Raw genomic sequence first — 14,260 nt, forward strand, 5'->3', positions numbered from 1 at the left:
AGGCTGCAGCGAACCCTCGGGCACGTCCAGCTCTTGATCCTCGACGACTGGGGCCTGGAGCCGCTCAATGAGCAGGCGCGCCACGACCTTCTGGAGATCCTCGAGGATCGTTACGGCCGCCGCTCGACAATCATTACCAGTCAGCTTCCGGTATCAGCCTGGCACGAGATCATCGGCAATCCAACCTATGCTGATGCCATCCTTGATCGCCTCGTTCATAACGCCCACCGCATCGACCTATCCGGGGAAAGCTTGCGGCGAAATCAGCGCCGGAAATCTTGACTCGTTACACGAATGAACTGACAACAATCACTGCCAGCAGGACCCCAACCTCAAGGGGGCGAGATTATCCCGGAATCCGGGGGCGCAATCATCTCGGAACAAAGGGGCGGCTTCATCGGAATCGGCACACTGTGCTTTCGCCAGGTTGAGTCTGGTGGCGAGCCAGAGGTCTTGCTTATTTCCAGCCGTCGCACCGGAGACTGGGGTATTCCCAAAGGGCACATGGAATCTGGGGAGACTGCATCCGAGGGTGCCGTGCGCGAGGCTTTTGAGGAGGCAGGCGTTCGTGGCATCGTGACGAGGGATCCGGTTGGATGCTTCAGTTACCAAAAATCCGGAACCCCTTCGATCTTTCGTGTTCGCTTGTATCGCATTCGCGTTACCACGACCTTCGACGATTTTCCCGAGAAGGGTCAACGCATCCTACGTTGGCTACCCGCATCGATTGCCGCGAATGAGGTTGCCCATCCGGACTTGCGCGGTCTGATTTCGAGCGCCTTTTCTGTCACTGACTGCCACACCAAAGTTTAGGAGCCTTGGTTCGGCGGCTGGCCCGTCGGCTCGACCCATCGTTGCCTCGGCTGGCGTGTCTTGGCCGAGAAACTTGCGTGGCTGGTCGTTGAGTTTGCGGCCCGAGGTCGGTCAGGTCTTCACGAGGCAAGATCGGCCTTGCCGGGCATGCGCCCCGCAAAGCCGCCGGTTTGCTTGGTTTGTCTTGAAATGCGCGAGCCCAAGAGTACAAGTCTCCGCGGGGCAATGCAAAGCTGTTCAAAGCCCCAGATGACAGCCTCTTCATGGCGCTTGATGAGGTGGCGGAGATCCTGAAAGCCGGTTCGGATGAAGGAGGCGAATTGTTCGACGGCGGGTGTCGTTGTGGCGTCCGTCCTCTTCAGGATCGCCAGCGCCCGCTCCGGGTGGGGAATGTACACCGGCAGGGCAGTGATCCTCTTTTCCTTGCGTTGCGCGAAAACGACGCTGTGCGGCATCAGGGTCAGCGCATCTGCCAATTTCAGATAGTTGATCACTGCGACCCGCCTGAGGAGCGGATCTTGATCTCGGTCGCGCTGAAGGAGGGCCGCAGCGCGCGAATCTGATCCGGCTTTTGGAAGCCAAGCTTATCCCCGCCGACAGTCGACCACGCGCTTGTTTGGTTTCCTCGGATCGGCTGCGAAACACCAGGAAGATCACGGCAGGGCGATGGTCACGCCGACCGGAAAAACCCGTCGAAACGGTGGTGGCGCATGAGTGTTCTCCCCACGAGTCTCCCGTCCTCACATCAAGCCGGCGCCAGGATCGTGGCTGCAGTCCCTCGACGAGAGCTGGCGCCCGCCTCGCCCATCAAACGAAACTGATGCGCGCCGCGCCGATGCGGCGCACCCTGCTGCTTGCTTGCCTCGTTCTGTATTCGTGTCGAACGACGTCATCGTTAAATCTTCAATGAGCACCGGCTTTCCGTCCAGGAGCAGATTCCCCATACATCTGGCTAGTGTAGCCTTGACAATGAAGGGAGCGCAAGATTAGGAGATGCAATGTTATAACATTTCAATCATGTGAGCGCCATGTCCCAATCCGAAAGCGACAACCGTCTTCCCGTCACCGTCCTCTCTGGCTTCCTTGGCTCTGGAAAGACGACACTACTCAATCATGTGCTGAACAATCGCGCGGGCCGCCGCGTCGCCGTCATCGTCAACGACATGAGCGAGGTCAATATCGACGCCGACCTCGTGCGCGAGGAAACCTCGTTAAGCCGCTCCGAGGAAAAGCTGGTCGAGATGACCAATGGCTGCATTTGCTGCACGCTGCGCGACGACCTGCTTCAGGAGGTTCGGCGCCTGGCGCAGGAAGGCCGCTTCGACTACCTGCTGATCGAAAGCACCGGCGTTTCCGAACCCCTGCCGGTGGCCTCCACCTTCGAATTCCGCGACGAGGCCGGCGAAAGCCTCTCTGACATTGCCCGGCTGGACACGATGGTGACGGTGGTCGATAGCGTCCATCTGCTGAAAGACTATTCCTCGAGGGATTTTCTCGCCGACCGGGGTGAGACAGCGGGGGACGGCGACGAACGCACGCTGGTCGACCTGTTGGTCGAGCAGATCGAATTCGCCGACATCGTCATCATGAACAAAGTCTCCGACGCGACCCCGGAGCAACGGGATACGGCCCGCGCCATCATTCATGCACTGAACGCCGACGCGCGGATCATCGAGACCGACTACGGGCGGGTCGCACCGGCTGACATCTTCGATACCGGCCTGTTCGACTTCGAATCGGCGCATAGCCATCCCATGTGGTACAAGGAGCTTCACGGCTTCGCCGACCATGTGCCCGAGGATCTCGAATACGGCATCACCAGTTTTGTCTGGAAAGCGCGGCGACCCCTCAATCCCGAGCGCTTCAACGCATTCCTCCAGACGCCGTTGCCTGGCGTCATTCGCGCCAAGGGGCATTTCTGGCTGGCAACCCGGCCGAAATGGGTGGGTGAATTCTCTCTCGCGGGAGCCGCCGCCGTCACCCGCGGACTGGGCTACTGGTGGGTGGCGGTCCCCAAACATGTGCTCGAACAGCGCGGTATCACTGATCTCACCGGCAACCCCCACTGGCATGAGGCATGGGGCGACCGCCGCCAGGAAATCGTCTTCATTGGCATGCGGTCGGAAATGAAGCGCGACAGGATCGAGTCCATGCTGGAACGCTGCCTTGTCGAGCCGACGGATAAGTTCCACCCGAAAACCTATAAGGAGCTCTCCGATCCGTTCCCGGACTGGGGTAACTGATCGTAGGCGCGGTCCCTTCCCTCGGTAAATGCCGGCCGCTTCGCCATCACGGCGATGCGGCCTTCGCACATAGGTTCAGTTCGGGAGAAACTTTATTTTGTCATCAAGCGCGGCCGCCATTCCAATAACATTGCTGACGCGCTTTCTCGGGTCGGGCAAGACGACGCTTCTCAACAGGCTGCTGGAAGACCAAGCCCTTGAGGACACAGCCCTCATCATCAACGAATTCGGCTCGGTGCCCGTCGACCACGATCTCGTTCGGCGCGGCAGTGAGCAGTATATGTCACGGGCCTTCCGGCCGATGCACTGGGAGCGCGCGAAAGGACTGCACGCGATCCGCCTGACAGGGTAAGTGCTGGGCTGGTTCCATCCTGCAGGGTTCCCTCCAGGATATTCATCGCAGGCGAACCCAAGGAAGCCAGCGACGAATACGTTTCGTGGCCGATCATATAACTCGAGTGGGCTGCCGATCTGCCCGACGCGCCCTCCTTGTAGAACAACAGCCTGGTCATGGCTTCGATCTGATCGTGCGCGACGTAGACGATCGTCGTTTTCAGGCGCTGGTGAAGCGCCTTGATCTCCGCGCGCATGTTGACACGGAGCTTGGCGTCGAGGCTCGAGAGAGGTTCGTCGAACAAAAACACCTCGGGATCGCGGACGATGGCGCGGCCCATGGCAACGCACTGTCGCTGACCACCAGACAGTTGCGCGGGCTTCCGCTCGAGCAGAGGCTGCAGTCCAAGGATGGCTGCCGCCTCGCTGACCTTCTTGTCGATCTCCGGCCGCTTCACACCTGCAAGCTCGAGGGCGAAGCCCATGTTCCGGGCAACCGTCATCTGCGGATAGAGCGCATAGTTCCGGAATACCATCAGCTTCTTATAGATGGTGATCGACATGTCACCTTGGTGTGATGAGCTAACCGTCGTGGCGGGTTAGAAAGGCTGAAATTGCTTCGATCACGATGACCGCAGAGGCGGCTCCTGGATCGATATGCCCTAACGCCCTGTCGCCTAGTCGGGAGGAACGTCCTCTTGCGGCAACCATGTCACGGGTTGCTTCGCAGCCATCGCGTGCCGCGCGAACCGCCGCGTCAAGGCATGCCGAGATGTTCGCCCCCGTCCGCCTCGCTTCCATCGCGGCGTCCGCCGCCGGCCTCCAGGCGTCGATCATGGTCTTCTCACCGGTTTCGGCCTTACCCCTGTCCTGAATTCCCTGTGCCATCGCCCTGAAAGCATCCAGGAAGTCGTCGTCCGATAGCGTATGCTTGTCCTTGACGGCAGTTCCTGCACGCATGAATGCGGTCGCATACAATGGACCAGAGGATGCTCCGACTGCATTCAAGAATGCCTTCGCCGCGGTGTTGAAAAGAAAGGTCGGGGCGGCTTCGACCTCGTCGAGCTGGAGAACGGCCTTGGATGCCGCTTGCCAGCCGGCATCCATGGCGAGACCATGATCTCCATCGCCGATCACGCCGTCCAATTCGCACAGCCGGTCGCGATTCTTCGCGACTTCCTCCGCGGTCAGCGAAAACATTTGCTGCAGTTCTCTGGTCGCTATCGCCATCTGCTCACTTTCGAAACATTGCGCAGTCGCAGGGATGATCGATCAATTCCTGAAGCTCGTCGTCGAGGTGCATCACCGTGATCGATGCCCCGGCCATTTCGAGCGATGTGCAGTAGTTTCCAACAAGTGACGTGTGGATCAGCAGACCGGAGTCTTCGAGACGTGCCTTTACGCGTCGCATCATGATGTAGAGCTCCATCATCGGCGTCGAACCGAGCGAGTTGACCAGCACGGCTACACGATCACCGGCCTCCGCGGCGCCCATCTCCCCGAGAATGCCGTCCAGCAACTGGTCGGTGACCTCGTCGGCCGATCTCAGTGGACCGCGAGCCACACCGGGTTCTCCATGGATACCCATGCCGATCTCCATCTCGTCTTCGCCGATGAGGAAATTGGGCTTCAGCGTCTGCGGAAGCGAGCAAGGCGAGAGAGCAACGCCCATCGTATAGGTTCGGGAGTTCGCGTGACGAGCGACACGTTCGACATCCTCAAGGGAATACATGAGATCGCACGCCGCACCCGCCGCCTTGAATATGAAGACGTTACCCGCCACGCCACGCCGTTTGTTGCCCTGTTCGGGAGGAGCGGAAGCTACGTCATCCGTCGTCAACACAGTTCGCACCTCGATGTCATCGAGACCGAGCAGTTCGGCCGCCATGTCGAAATTCATGACGTCGCCAGCGTAGTTCCCGTACATGAAAAGCACGCCGGCGCCACCATCTGCGGCCTTGGCACATGCGACGATCGGGTCGGGCGGGGGCGATGCGAAGACGTTCCCAATCGCCGCAGCGTCGGCAAGTCCCTTGCCCACATATCCGAGAAAGGTCGGCTCGTGTCCGGAACCACCCCCGATGACAAGACCGACCTTTCCATTTCGCGGGCCGTTCTTGGCGACGATTGCGCGAGGCATGTCGTCAACCGCGTACAGGTGCTCGGGATGAGCCGCCAGGATGCCCTCCAGCATTTCGTCGACGGCATCCGCACCGGAATTTATTAGTTTCTTGGTCTTCACGCCAACCTCCCCCGATCGAGCTCCGATACGATAGATGCAGCCGCCGCGCTCGAGGTCAATCGGACAGCGAAAGGATAGCGGTGCCGAACGGCGGCAGCCCAAGCTTCAGGCCGCCGCATTCCACCGCCTGTTCGTTGCTTGTCACGTTGACGACGTGGAGCTGCGAGCCCGCCGGGTCAATGCTGGCGAACGCAAGAACCCTGGACGGGGAGCTCGAGATGCATTCTTGCCATTCTGTTCCCGCCAACGCTGCGAGCGTGCGAACGGCGCCGAACAATGGACGCGGATCGCCTTTTCTGCCTGGTTCGTCCGCACCGGCGATCAATCCGAACGGTCCCGTCAGCGCAGAGAGCGTGAGGCACTCGAGGTTCGCATCGAGGACGCTTGCCGCATAGGCTAGGGCAAAGGCAGCGGCAAACTGTCCATTGTGCCGAGGATCACGGTTGGCCATCGGGATACGCCCGCCCGACGGATTTTCCATTGTACGGCTGCCGTAGGGATTCTGCCGCATCGGGATTGTCGAAGGACCGATCCGGTAGGGCTTGTCGCCGTAGATCGCACGCACCGAGCGGGTAATGAAGGGCAGGGCCTCCAACGTCTGCATCACGCTGAGATCGTCGGCCGCATGCACGATCGGATTCGTGCAATGGCTGATAAACGCAAGCTGCCCCTCCGGCACACGCTTGCGATTGAGTTCGGTGAAGTAGCTGAGCATGCCGCCGCCGATCCGGATGCCCGGAAATGCGACATGGGCCGCAGCGTAGACCTCTTCCAGCGGCGGGCAGTCGGGCCATTTGCTTCCAGGCGGCGTCGACTGCCGATCGACAGAGGGCGAGATCATGATCGCGTCCGGCCTGAAACCGGTCGAGCGCATGTCTCGTGCAATAGTCGCCGTTTCATCCGCCGGGGCTTGCCTGCACGGAAGCGCTATCTCCAACGTCGAGCGACCGGGGTGCGCCGCGGCGATGTCAGCGAACCGCCTCAGCGCTTCCACGCCATGACCAGCACCTGGATCGAAATGGAAGAGCAGTTCCTGAGGGGCTATTTCCGCGAGGAAACGTTGCGCCGACAGACAAGCCTCGGCCTCCTCGGGCGTGATGATCAGGCCGATCGCCGGCATCGCGCCGGTCCGTCCGCCAAGGTGGAGTTTGACCACTTCTGCCGAGGCGCCGGCCGTGGGATGCCCTTCTGGACGTCCGTCCTTGATGATCAGCGATATCTTCTGCCGGACGGGCTGACCAGCGGGTATTTGATAGGGCCAGGGAAGGGCAAGCGGTCTGACGTAGGTCTTGTAGGACGCATCCGACCAGTTTCTCTGGTCCTCCATCTCGAAGGTGTCGCCTTCCATCCGGCATTCGGCGCTGACGCCGGGCATCGCCACGTAGGTAATGGCGCGCATGTCCTTGAACGGCTGCCAAGGTTCGATGAGGTCAGGAAACCGCGTCACCTCCGTCGCGCCGTCGACGTGTTCGACCGCGGCGGGCGCGCCGCCCAAGCCTACGATCGGATGAAGAATACAGAAGCCGCAGCGGTTGGTCTCAAATCCGGTTTCCGACGCAGCTTCGGCTTCGAAGTCGAGGCGGTCGCTCTGTCCAACGATGCGGACGTCAACGACGAGGACGGTATCCCCCGGCCCTTGGCATCGAGCGCGATAGGTTACTTCGAACGCACCTCCGTCGTGCTCGATCGCCAGATCTTCGATTTCCGGGCTGTACGTACCCCAGTCGCGGTCACGAACAAGGTAGGAGACTGCCCGCAGCACCTCTGTTCCATCGTAGCGGATCGTACGAAGGTTACCGCCGACGAGGTCGACTTCGAGCTTTTTGGCACTGAGCCGGACCGGTGTCGTCTCGGCGTCACGGGTGCCGTAAAGAAGGAAGGGGTCGCCGGTCATCGCAGCATTGCTCCGACATCTACGGTCTGACCGCTGGCTGCACTTTCATACGCTCCTTCGACGAGGGCAAAGGTCTTCAGATTGTCTGCCCCTGACGTCGAATGCTCCGCGCCCTGCTTCAGTTTGTCGACCCAGTGCTGCTGGATCGCGTAGACGCTTTCCTGGATGTTGTGCCAGGGGCGCGAGGCCCACGACAGTAGTATCGGAGATACGTCATCGGTCGCAGTCCCGTTGGCGTTTGTTACCTCGAGCTGGTAGCCTTGCGTCAGACGGATTGTTCCCTCGGAACCGTCGATTTCGATCAATGTTTCGGGGAAGGGCTCCTTGGAAAGTTTCGTAGCGTAGCTGACGTCGACAATCGATGTCGCGCCGCTTTCGTGATCGAGGAGGATCGTCGCTACATCCTCGCCCTTGATGTTCGGGTTGACGCGTTTGGTCCTTGCGCTGACGGTGGCGACGTCGCCGAGGATGTAGCGGGCGATATCGAGCGTGTGGATCCCGAGGTCCTCGATGATGAACCGCTCTCCCTCAGCCAAATAGGGCTGGCCCGAAAAGACATCGTAGCCTGAACGGAAGGAGAAGCGGCCCCAGAATGGCGTACCGATCGATCCCTCGTCCAGAACCTTGCGGACAGCCTGGATCGGCCTCTGCCAGCGAAAGTTCTCGTGGACCATCAGCGGAACACCTGCGGCGCGGCAAGCTGCAACCATTGCCTTGGCATCGGCGAGCGTCTTGGCGAACGGCTTCTGGCAGATCGCAGGCACCTCGTGCTGCGCCGCCATTTCAACAAGGATCCGATGGCTCTGAACCGTCGTGGCGATATCGACGAAATCAAAGCCGCCGTCCGAGAACAAGGCGTTCGCGTCACTGTAGCGCCGCTCGATGCCAAACTGATCGCCGACGATCTTCAGCCTTTCAGGATCGCGATCGCAGATTGCAACGATCCTGGCGCCGTCGACATCGTTCCAGGCGTGCATCTGGTTGATCGCGAAGAATCCGCAACCGATCAATGCGCCGTTCAATTCAGACATTTCAACCTGCCTTTGCCATTTGCATCAGAGTAACGCGCTGTTGCAGGCGGCGCTGCGCCTGGTCGACGACAACAGCGATGATGATAACCAGCCCCTTGATGACCATCTGCCAGAAGGACGAAACGCCCATCATCACCAGCCCGTCTGACAGGATTCCGATGACGAAGGCGCCGATAATGGTCCCGCCGATCGTTCCGCGACCACCCGACATCGAGGTGCCACCAAGGACGGCTGCCGCGATCGCGTTAAGCTCGAAGCTCTCGCCCGTCGCCGGATGGGAAGCCATCAGCTCTGAAGAGATGATGACGCCGACGATTGCCGCGCAGAGCCCGGAAAACATGTAGACGAAGATCTTCACGATATCGACGCGGATGCCCGACATGCGGGCTGCGCGTTCATTGCCCCCGACGGCGAAGATGTGGCGCCCGATCGGGGTGGAACACGCGACGTAGGCAGCCAGCAACGCCAACGCAATCAGGATCCAGATCGATACCGGCAGTCCGAGGATGCGCCCTGCACCGAAGAAGTCGAAGCCGGTCGTTGAATATTCAGGGCGACCAACGAGGTTTGGAAAGGTCTGCCCGTCCGAGGAGAGCAGAGCGAGGCCCCGGGCAATGTAGAGCGTGCCGAGCGTCGCGATAAAGGGAGCGACATTCAGCTTGGTAATCAGCAGACCGTTGATGAGGCCAATCAATAACCCGATCGATAGCGTGATCAGCACAATCTCGAAAAGGTTGAAGTAGATCGTGTAGCCGATAGGAAGCTCGATGCCGTAGAGGATCAATCCGCCGGCCACCATGCCGCATAGCCCGACGATCGATCCCACGGACAGGTCGATGCCGCCGGTGATGATCACGAAGGTCATCCCCATGGCGAGGAAGGCATTCAACGCCACATGCTTCGACATCAGGATCATGTTCGCCGTTGACGTGAAGTTCGGGGCGAAGATCGCAAAGAAGATGATAACCGCGAAAAGCGCGATGAAGGTTCTGAGCTTCATCAGAGTGAGAAGAACAGAGCCGTTCGCGCTGGCCTGTGCGGAAGTGGATGATGTGGCCGCCGTCATGACGCGCGTTTCCCTTGATGTCCGTGTCCCTTGGCCGAAGCCGCGATGATCGCGTCCTCCGTCGCCTCGGCCCTGTTAAAAACGTCGACCAGTTGGCCGTTGCTCAGAACTGCTATGCGATCAGAAAGCGCCATGACCTCTTCGAGGTCTGAGGTCGAGAACAGAATGGCTAGTCCTTCGGACGCTAGCCGGCGCATGGTGCGGAAGACGTCAGCCTTGGCGCCGACGTCGATCCCCCGGCTCGGCTCGTCCATGAGCAGGACCTTCGGATTGGTCATCAAGGCCTTTCCGATCACCACCTTCTGCTGGTTGCCACCTGACATCGACGTCACCTCGAAGTCCGGATTCGGCGCCTTGATCGATAGTTCCCGTATGGCGTCGCGAATGGCATCCTTCTCTTCCGTCGCATTGATGTGGAAAAACCGCGCGAAGCGGTTAAGGCTCGCAAGCGACAGGTTGCCGGCGATCGACAGGACCTGGACCAGGCCTTCCCGCTGCCGGTCTTCAGGGATCAGCGCCAGCCCCTTGCGGATGCGGCGGGTGACATCGCGCGCGTGGATCTCTTCGCCATCAATGAAGATCTTCCCTGTCGAGTGCATGTGGCGTCCGAGCACGCACTCGAAGAACTCGCTGCGTCCAGCCCCCATCAGGCCATAGATTCCAAGGATCTCTCCTGATTTGACTGAAAGCGAGACATGATCGACAGCAAGGCCTCCCGTCGGTCGGGGGAGGCTGATGTCCTCCGCACGGAACATCTCCTTGCCGACCGCATGATCCACGGATTTTGCGAAGTCCTTGGCATCGGAGCCGATCATGGAGCGCACGATCCAGCGCGTGTCGATGTCACGGACCACAGCCTGGCCGGTGATCTGGCCGTCACGCAATACCGTGATGTAGTCGCCGATCCGCATCAGTTCTTCCAACCGGTGCGAGATGTAGACGATGGCGACGCCTTGAGCCTTGAGTTCCGCGATCACCTTGAAGAGGATTTCGACTTCCGCGGCCGAAAGCGCCGACGTCGGTTCGTCCATGATGAGGATGCGCGCATTGAGCGACATCGCTTTGGCGATTTCAACGAGCTGCTGCTGCCCGATGGGAAGGTCCTCCACCATCGTTTCCGCGTTGATTCCGGCGTCCAATCGTTTCAGAAGTGCGCTCGCCTTCTCGACCTGCGCCTTGTGGTCGATGCCGCGAAGGCCGCGGGTGATCTCGCGGGTCGCGAAGATGTTTTCTGCGACAGACATGTTTGCGAAGAGATTGAGCTCCTGGAAGATCATCCCGATGCCGTGCGCCTGAGCGTCGGCCGGGCTGTCGAAGGAGACCTGTTCGCCATCAAGGATAATCTTGCCGAGCGTCGGACGCTCGACACCAGCGATGATCTTCATCAGCGTCGACTTGCCGGCGCCGTTTTCGCCGACCAGGACGTTCACCGCGCCACGACGAAGCTCGAGATTGGCGCGCTTGACTGCAACGATGCCCGAATAGACCTTCGACACGTCCTCGAGACGCAGGATGATATCGTCCTTGGATATCTCGCTCACGCTCATGATCCCACCGTCAGTTCCGAAGGTGTGACAAGCGGAGGCTGCCCTTCGCCAGGCAAGGGATATGCTCCAATGACGGTCACGGTCTTGCCGACCAGACCGTCGCGCGGCACAGCGGCAAGGAAGGCCGCGTTGGCCTTCTCGTTGAATGCCTTGCCGAACTGGGCCCACTCGATCTGGTTCTTGAATTCGTTGAAATTGACGAAGTCCAGCGTGTCGCGCAAGGCGGTGCCGCGAAGTGCCGGGCCGATCTGGACCTTCGCGTCAGCCTTGCCGTCGCCGTTGGTATCGACGTCAAGTGTTGCCGCGCGTGAGGCGGTATCAGCAGTGATCACCTTTCCGGTGAACTTGACCGCATAGGTCCAAGGTGAACTGCTTTGCTTGCGCGGGTTGCCAAATTTCTCGCCGGCCTGATCCGGGCTGGAGGTCGCAAGCTGCGCGACGTCCTTCAGCTCTCCCGCCTTCTTTTCGAAGTAGGGAACGACCTGCGGCTGCCAGATCGCGTCGACCCTTGCTTTCGGATCAAAGGCGTCCTTGGCAGCGGCCGCGGCCTTTTCCTCCGCAGTCGGTGTCTTGATGATCTTGCAGCCAGGCAGCGCCGCAACAATCACCGCGGCGAGCAAAGCGCCCTTCATTCTCCACATGCGACAGGCCCCGATAACAGCAACAACGCGCAGAGGGCGCCATCGACGCCCTCTGCATTGGATTAAGCAACGATCAGTTCGTGAGGGCAAAAGTCTCGAGCTTGCCAGAGTTGTCGGAATTGATGAGAACGCAGTCCATCAACTGCTTCTCTTCCTTTGGCATCGTCTTGTTCTTGATGTAGGCGTCGGCCTGCTCGACCGCGAGCTGTGCCTGAGCGTAGGCAGGCTGCAGCACGGTGGCCTTGATACCACCGGACTTGATAGAGTCGCGCACGTCGTTCGAGCCGTCGAAGCCGACGACGATGACGTCCTTGCGGCCGGCTGCCTGCAGGGCTGCGATGGCGCCCATGGCCATCGTATCATTGCCTGAGATCACGCCCTTGATGTCAGGATTGGCCTGAAGGATCGTTTCCATCTTTGCGTAGGCTTCGGTCTGGCTCCAGTTCGCCGACTGCTTGGCAACGCTCTTCAGGTCCGGATAGTCGTCAATGACGTCATGGTAGCCCTGCGAGCGGATACCGGCGTTCGTATCGGACTCCTTGCCGACCAGCTCGACATAATTGCCCTTCTCACCCATCAGCTTGACGAATTCCTGAGCGCCAAGCTGGGCACCCTGGTAGTTGTTGGAGACGATCTGGGCGACAGCCACGCCAGTGGCATTGATTTCGCGGTCGATCAGGAAGGAGGGGATGCCTGCATCCTTGGCCTTCTTGACGGCAGCGACCGATGCATCCGCACCCGCGTTGTCGAGGATGATTGCCTTGGCGCCACGACCGATCGCCGTGTCAATCATTTCGGACTGCTTGTTGGCATCATCGTCATGGGTCATGACGAGAGCTTCGTAGCCAAGCTCCTTGGCCTTGGCTTCAGCCCCCACGGCTTCCGCCTTGAAGAAGGGGTTGTCATGGGCGGGCGTGATGATGGCGATCAAGTCCGCGGAGAAGGCCGGAATGGCCGTTCCGAGCGCCAGCGCACCAGCAAAGGCGGCAAGTGTCAGTCTGCGTGTCAGTCTCATGGTTGTCCTCCCGAGTATGAATGGACCCCAACTCCCATGGGGCGGTTAGAGGGGAGGCTGCTGCCTCCCCAATTTGCGTCAGGTGATGCGCCGGATGCTTTCGGCGATCTCCTTTGGTTCGAAGACTTTTTTCCAATCGTCGCGCATCAGGGCAGGGATTCCGAATTCGATGGCCTTGTTGCAGGCATCCGAAAACACGCCCTGGACCTCACCGAAGATCACCGCGCCGAGAACGTTCATGTGTCCAAGCAGGAAGTCGCGGGCAGCTTCTTCAGGCACGCCGCGCGCAACGCATTCGTCCATGGCCTGCTTCATGACGACGAGGAGCGAGGCGCAGACGGTCTCGGAAAGGCCCGGCTCCAGCATCGCCAACTGGTCGACGGTGACCCGGTGCGACCGCATGACCGGAGCCCAGATGACCTTGGCGATTTCTTCTCCAAGGCCATAGGCACTTTCCGGTCCCTGCATCAGGGCCGATACAATGTGCTGCTTTGCAAAGAGGCCACCAAAGTGGTCCTTCTTGGCCTGCATCTCGGTCTCATCATTGAAGATCGGCGGATGGCAGGGATGGGTGACGAAGTAGGTAAGGTCGCCCCGCTTCGGCAGATGGCCCGCGAAGGGAGCTGCCGCGTCGAGGGCTACGACCATGGTCCCCGGCTTCAGCTTGTCGACGATGCCCGAAGCCACCTTGCCAATCGCCGTATCGGGGACAGCCAGGATGACGACCTCGGCTCCTTCGAGACCAGCATCGGGAGCGACGCAATCGACGCCGAGATCGTCTTTCAACCGCGCCTTGCCGGCGTCGCTAACCTCGATATGGCGGACGTCGAAGCGCGAACCTTTCAGGTTTTTTGCAAGACGGTAGCCCATTTTGCCACCGGCGCCGAAGAGGGCAATTGTGGTCATGTTTCCTCACCTTTTCTGTGATCTGGATAGGAGCACAATCTGGTATGATGAGTCAATCACCATATCAGCGTAACATTAGTTGTGGGGCGCTTTCTGTGCGTCGAGCCGATCGATGGCCTCGACATTCCCCGCCGAGGCGCCCTTGGGGTCGAACTCGGCGGCAAGCCAGACATCGACGATCGACTTGGCGAGTTCGGGTCCGATGACGCGCGCACCCATTGTGATGATCTGGGCGTTGTTTGACTTGGCCGCGCGTTCAGCCGAGTAGGTGTCATGAGTAAGGGCGGCGCGGATCCCCGGGACCTTGTTTGCGGAGATGCAAACCCCAATGCCGGTGCCGCAGATCAGGATACCGCGGTGATGCTCACCGTCGACGATCGTCTGTGCGAGCTTCTGTGAGAGGTCAGCGTAGAAGCCGGACTGGCTCATGTCGTGAACTTCCAGGTCCGCCTTGCCGGCAAGGTGAGCGGCGATAACGTCGAGCAGCGGCTTGCCGGCGCTATCGGCGCCAATTGCGATCTTCATGGCA

13 protein-coding genes and 3 pseudogenes are annotated in these 14,260 nt (G+C 60.1%); 4 read left to right on the plus strand and 12 right to left on the minus strand.

The annotated features are described in order from the left end of the window. A pseudogene (gene istB, locus C934_RS0124765) lies at positions 1-282 on the plus strand (IS21-like element ISRel16 family helper ATPase IstB); the annotation flags it as partial. 129 nt (positions 283-411) lie between these two features. Continuing rightward, positions 412-813, plus strand: coding sequence for an NUDIX hydrolase (locus C934_RS36500; RefSeq protein ID WP_442965932.1), 402 nt, complete (start codon positions 412-414; stop codon positions 811-813). A 242-nt stretch (positions 814-1,055) separates the two neighbouring features. Here the strand turns inward: C934_RS36500 and C934_RS0124775 are convergent. After that, a pseudogene (locus C934_RS0124775) lies at positions 1,056-1,372 on the minus strand (LysR family transcriptional regulator); the annotation flags it as partial. Positions 1,373-1,841: 469 nt separating this feature from the next. Here C934_RS0124775 and C934_RS0124780 point away from each other — a divergent pair. Together C934_RS0124780 and C934_RS35850 are read left to right on the plus strand one after the other, a co-directional pair. After that, positions 1,842-3,056: a GTP-binding protein gene (locus C934_RS0124780; RefSeq protein WP_018859257.1), complete on the plus strand. Its 1,215-nt coding sequence runs from the start codon at positions 1,842-1,844 to the stop codon at positions 3,054-3,056. A gap of 130 nt (positions 3,057-3,186) precedes the next feature. Further along, on the plus strand, positions 3,187-3,408 hold the full coding sequence (locus tag C934_RS35850) for a GTP-binding protein (RefSeq protein ID WP_335328210.1): 222 nt from the start codon (positions 3,187-3,189) through the stop codon (positions 3,406-3,408). Here the strand turns inward: C934_RS35850 and C934_RS32520 are convergent. From C934_RS32520 to derI, 11 genes and pseudogenes are all read right to left on the minus strand, one after another. Then, positions 3,341-3,925, minus strand: a pseudogene (locus tag C934_RS32520) (ABC transporter ATP-binding protein); the annotation flags it as partial. The gene C934_RS35850 and the pseudogene C934_RS32520 sit on opposite strands and share 68 nt — an antisense overlap. Positions 3,926-3,971: 46 nt before the next feature. Next, positions 3,972-4,619, minus strand: a complete 648-nt coding sequence (gene dhaL / locus C934_RS0124790) for a dihydroxyacetone kinase subunit DhaL (protein WP_018859259.1) — start codon at positions 4,617-4,619, stop codon at positions 3,972-3,974. Between the two features lie 4 nt (positions 4,620-4,623). Beyond that, positions 4,624-5,631 (minus strand): dihydroxyacetone kinase subunit DhaK, encoded by a 1,008-nt coding sequence (locus C934_RS0124795; protein ID WP_018859260.1) that lies wholly within the window; start codon positions 5,629-5,631, stop codon positions 4,624-4,626. A 55-nt stretch (positions 5,632-5,686) separates the two neighbouring features. Then, positions 5,687-7,525, minus strand: a complete 1,839-nt coding sequence (gene apnL / locus C934_RS0124800) for a D-apionate lactonase (protein ID WP_018859261.1) — start codon at positions 7,523-7,525, stop codon at positions 5,687-5,689. After that, on the minus strand, positions 7,522-8,556 hold the full coding sequence (locus C934_RS0124805; protein ID WP_018859262.1) for a Gfo/Idh/MocA family protein: 1,035 nt from the start codon (positions 8,554-8,556) through the stop codon (positions 7,522-7,524). The genes apnL and C934_RS0124805 overlap by 4 nt, the downstream gene beginning before the upstream one ends. A 1-nt stretch (position 8,557) precedes the next feature. Beyond that, entirely contained in the window at positions 8,558-9,622 is a 1,065-nt protein-coding gene (locus C934_RS0124810; protein WP_018859263.1) for an ABC transporter permease, read from the minus strand. Then, positions 9,619-11,169, minus strand: a complete 1,551-nt coding sequence (locus C934_RS0124815; RefSeq protein ID WP_018859264.1) for a sugar ABC transporter ATP-binding protein — start codon at positions 11,167-11,169, stop codon at positions 9,619-9,621. Before C934_RS0124815 ends, C934_RS0124810 begins: the two co-directional genes overlap by 4 nt. Then, a complete protein-coding gene (locus C934_RS0124820; RefSeq protein ID WP_026372058.1) occupies positions 11,166-11,810 on the minus strand; it encodes a DUF2291 family protein in 645 nt (214 codons plus the stop codon). The genes C934_RS0124815 and C934_RS0124820 overlap by 4 nt, the downstream gene beginning before the upstream one ends. 73 nt (positions 11,811-11,883) lie before the next feature. After that, complete coding sequence (locus C934_RS0124825) at positions 11,884-12,825, minus strand: D-ribose ABC transporter substrate-binding protein (RefSeq protein WP_018859266.1); 942 nt, start codon at positions 12,823-12,825, stop codon at positions 11,884-11,886. Between the two features lie 78 nt (positions 12,826-12,903). Then, on the minus strand, positions 12,904-13,731 hold the full coding sequence (locus C934_RS0124830; protein WP_018859267.1) for a phosphogluconate dehydrogenase C-terminal domain-containing protein: 828 nt from the start codon (positions 13,729-13,731) through the stop codon (positions 12,904-12,906). A gap of 75 nt (positions 13,732-13,806) precedes the next feature. Further along, the gene (gene derI / locus C934_RS0124835) at positions 13,807-14,256 is read right to left on the minus strand and encodes a D-erythrulose-4-phosphate isomerase (RefSeq protein WP_018859268.1); all 450 of its coding nucleotides are present in this window, start codon (positions 14,254-14,256) and stop codon (positions 13,807-13,809) included. Between the last annotated feature and the right edge of the window lie 4 nt (positions 14,257-14,260).

Origin of the sequence: Rhizobium sp. 42MFCr.1 (genome assembly GCF_000377185.1) — a bacterium.
GTDB classification, from domain to species: Bacteria; Pseudomonadota; Alphaproteobacteria; order Rhizobiales; family Rhizobiaceae; genus Rhizobium; species Rhizobium altiplani.

Bases quoted from the DNA above. Each gene is read 5' to 3' on its own strand.
- C934_RS0124820 (WP_026372058.1), bottom strand. From the start codon at position 11,810: ATGTGGAGAATGAAGGGCGCTTTGCTCGCCGCGGTGATTGTTGCGGCG.
- C934_RS0124810 (WP_018859263.1), bottom strand. From the start codon at position 9,622: ATGACGGCGGCCACATCATCCACTTCCGCACAGGCCAGCGCGAACGGC.
- C934_RS0124815 (WP_018859264.1), bottom strand. From the start codon at position 11,169: ATGAGCGTGAGCGAGATATCCAAGGACGATATCATCCTGCGTCTCGAG.
- C934_RS0124805 (WP_018859262.1), bottom strand. From the start codon at position 8,556: ATGTCTGAATTGAACGGCGCATTGATCGGTTGCGGATTCTTCGCGATC.
- C934_RS0124830 (WP_018859267.1), bottom strand. From the start codon at position 13,731: ATGACCACAATTGCCCTCTTCGGCGCCGGTGGCAAAATGGGCTACCGT.
- C934_RS0124780 (WP_018859257.1), top strand. From the start codon at position 1,842: ATGTCCCAATCCGAAAGCGACAACCGTCTTCCCGTCACCGTCCTCTCT.
- derI (WP_018859268.1), bottom strand. From the start codon at position 14,256: ATGAAGATCGCAATTGGCGCCGATAGCGCCGGCAAGCCGCTGCTCGAC.
- apnL (WP_018859261.1), bottom strand. From the start codon at position 7,525: ATGACCGGCGACCCCTTCCTTCTTTACGGCACCCGTGACGCCGAGACG.
- C934_RS0124825 (WP_018859266.1), bottom strand. From the start codon at position 12,825: ATGAGACTGACACGCAGACTGACACTTGCCGCCTTTGCTGGTGCGCTG.
- dhaL (WP_018859259.1), bottom strand. From the start codon at position 4,619: ATGGCGATAGCGACCAGAGAACTGCAGCAAATGTTTTCGCTGACCGCG.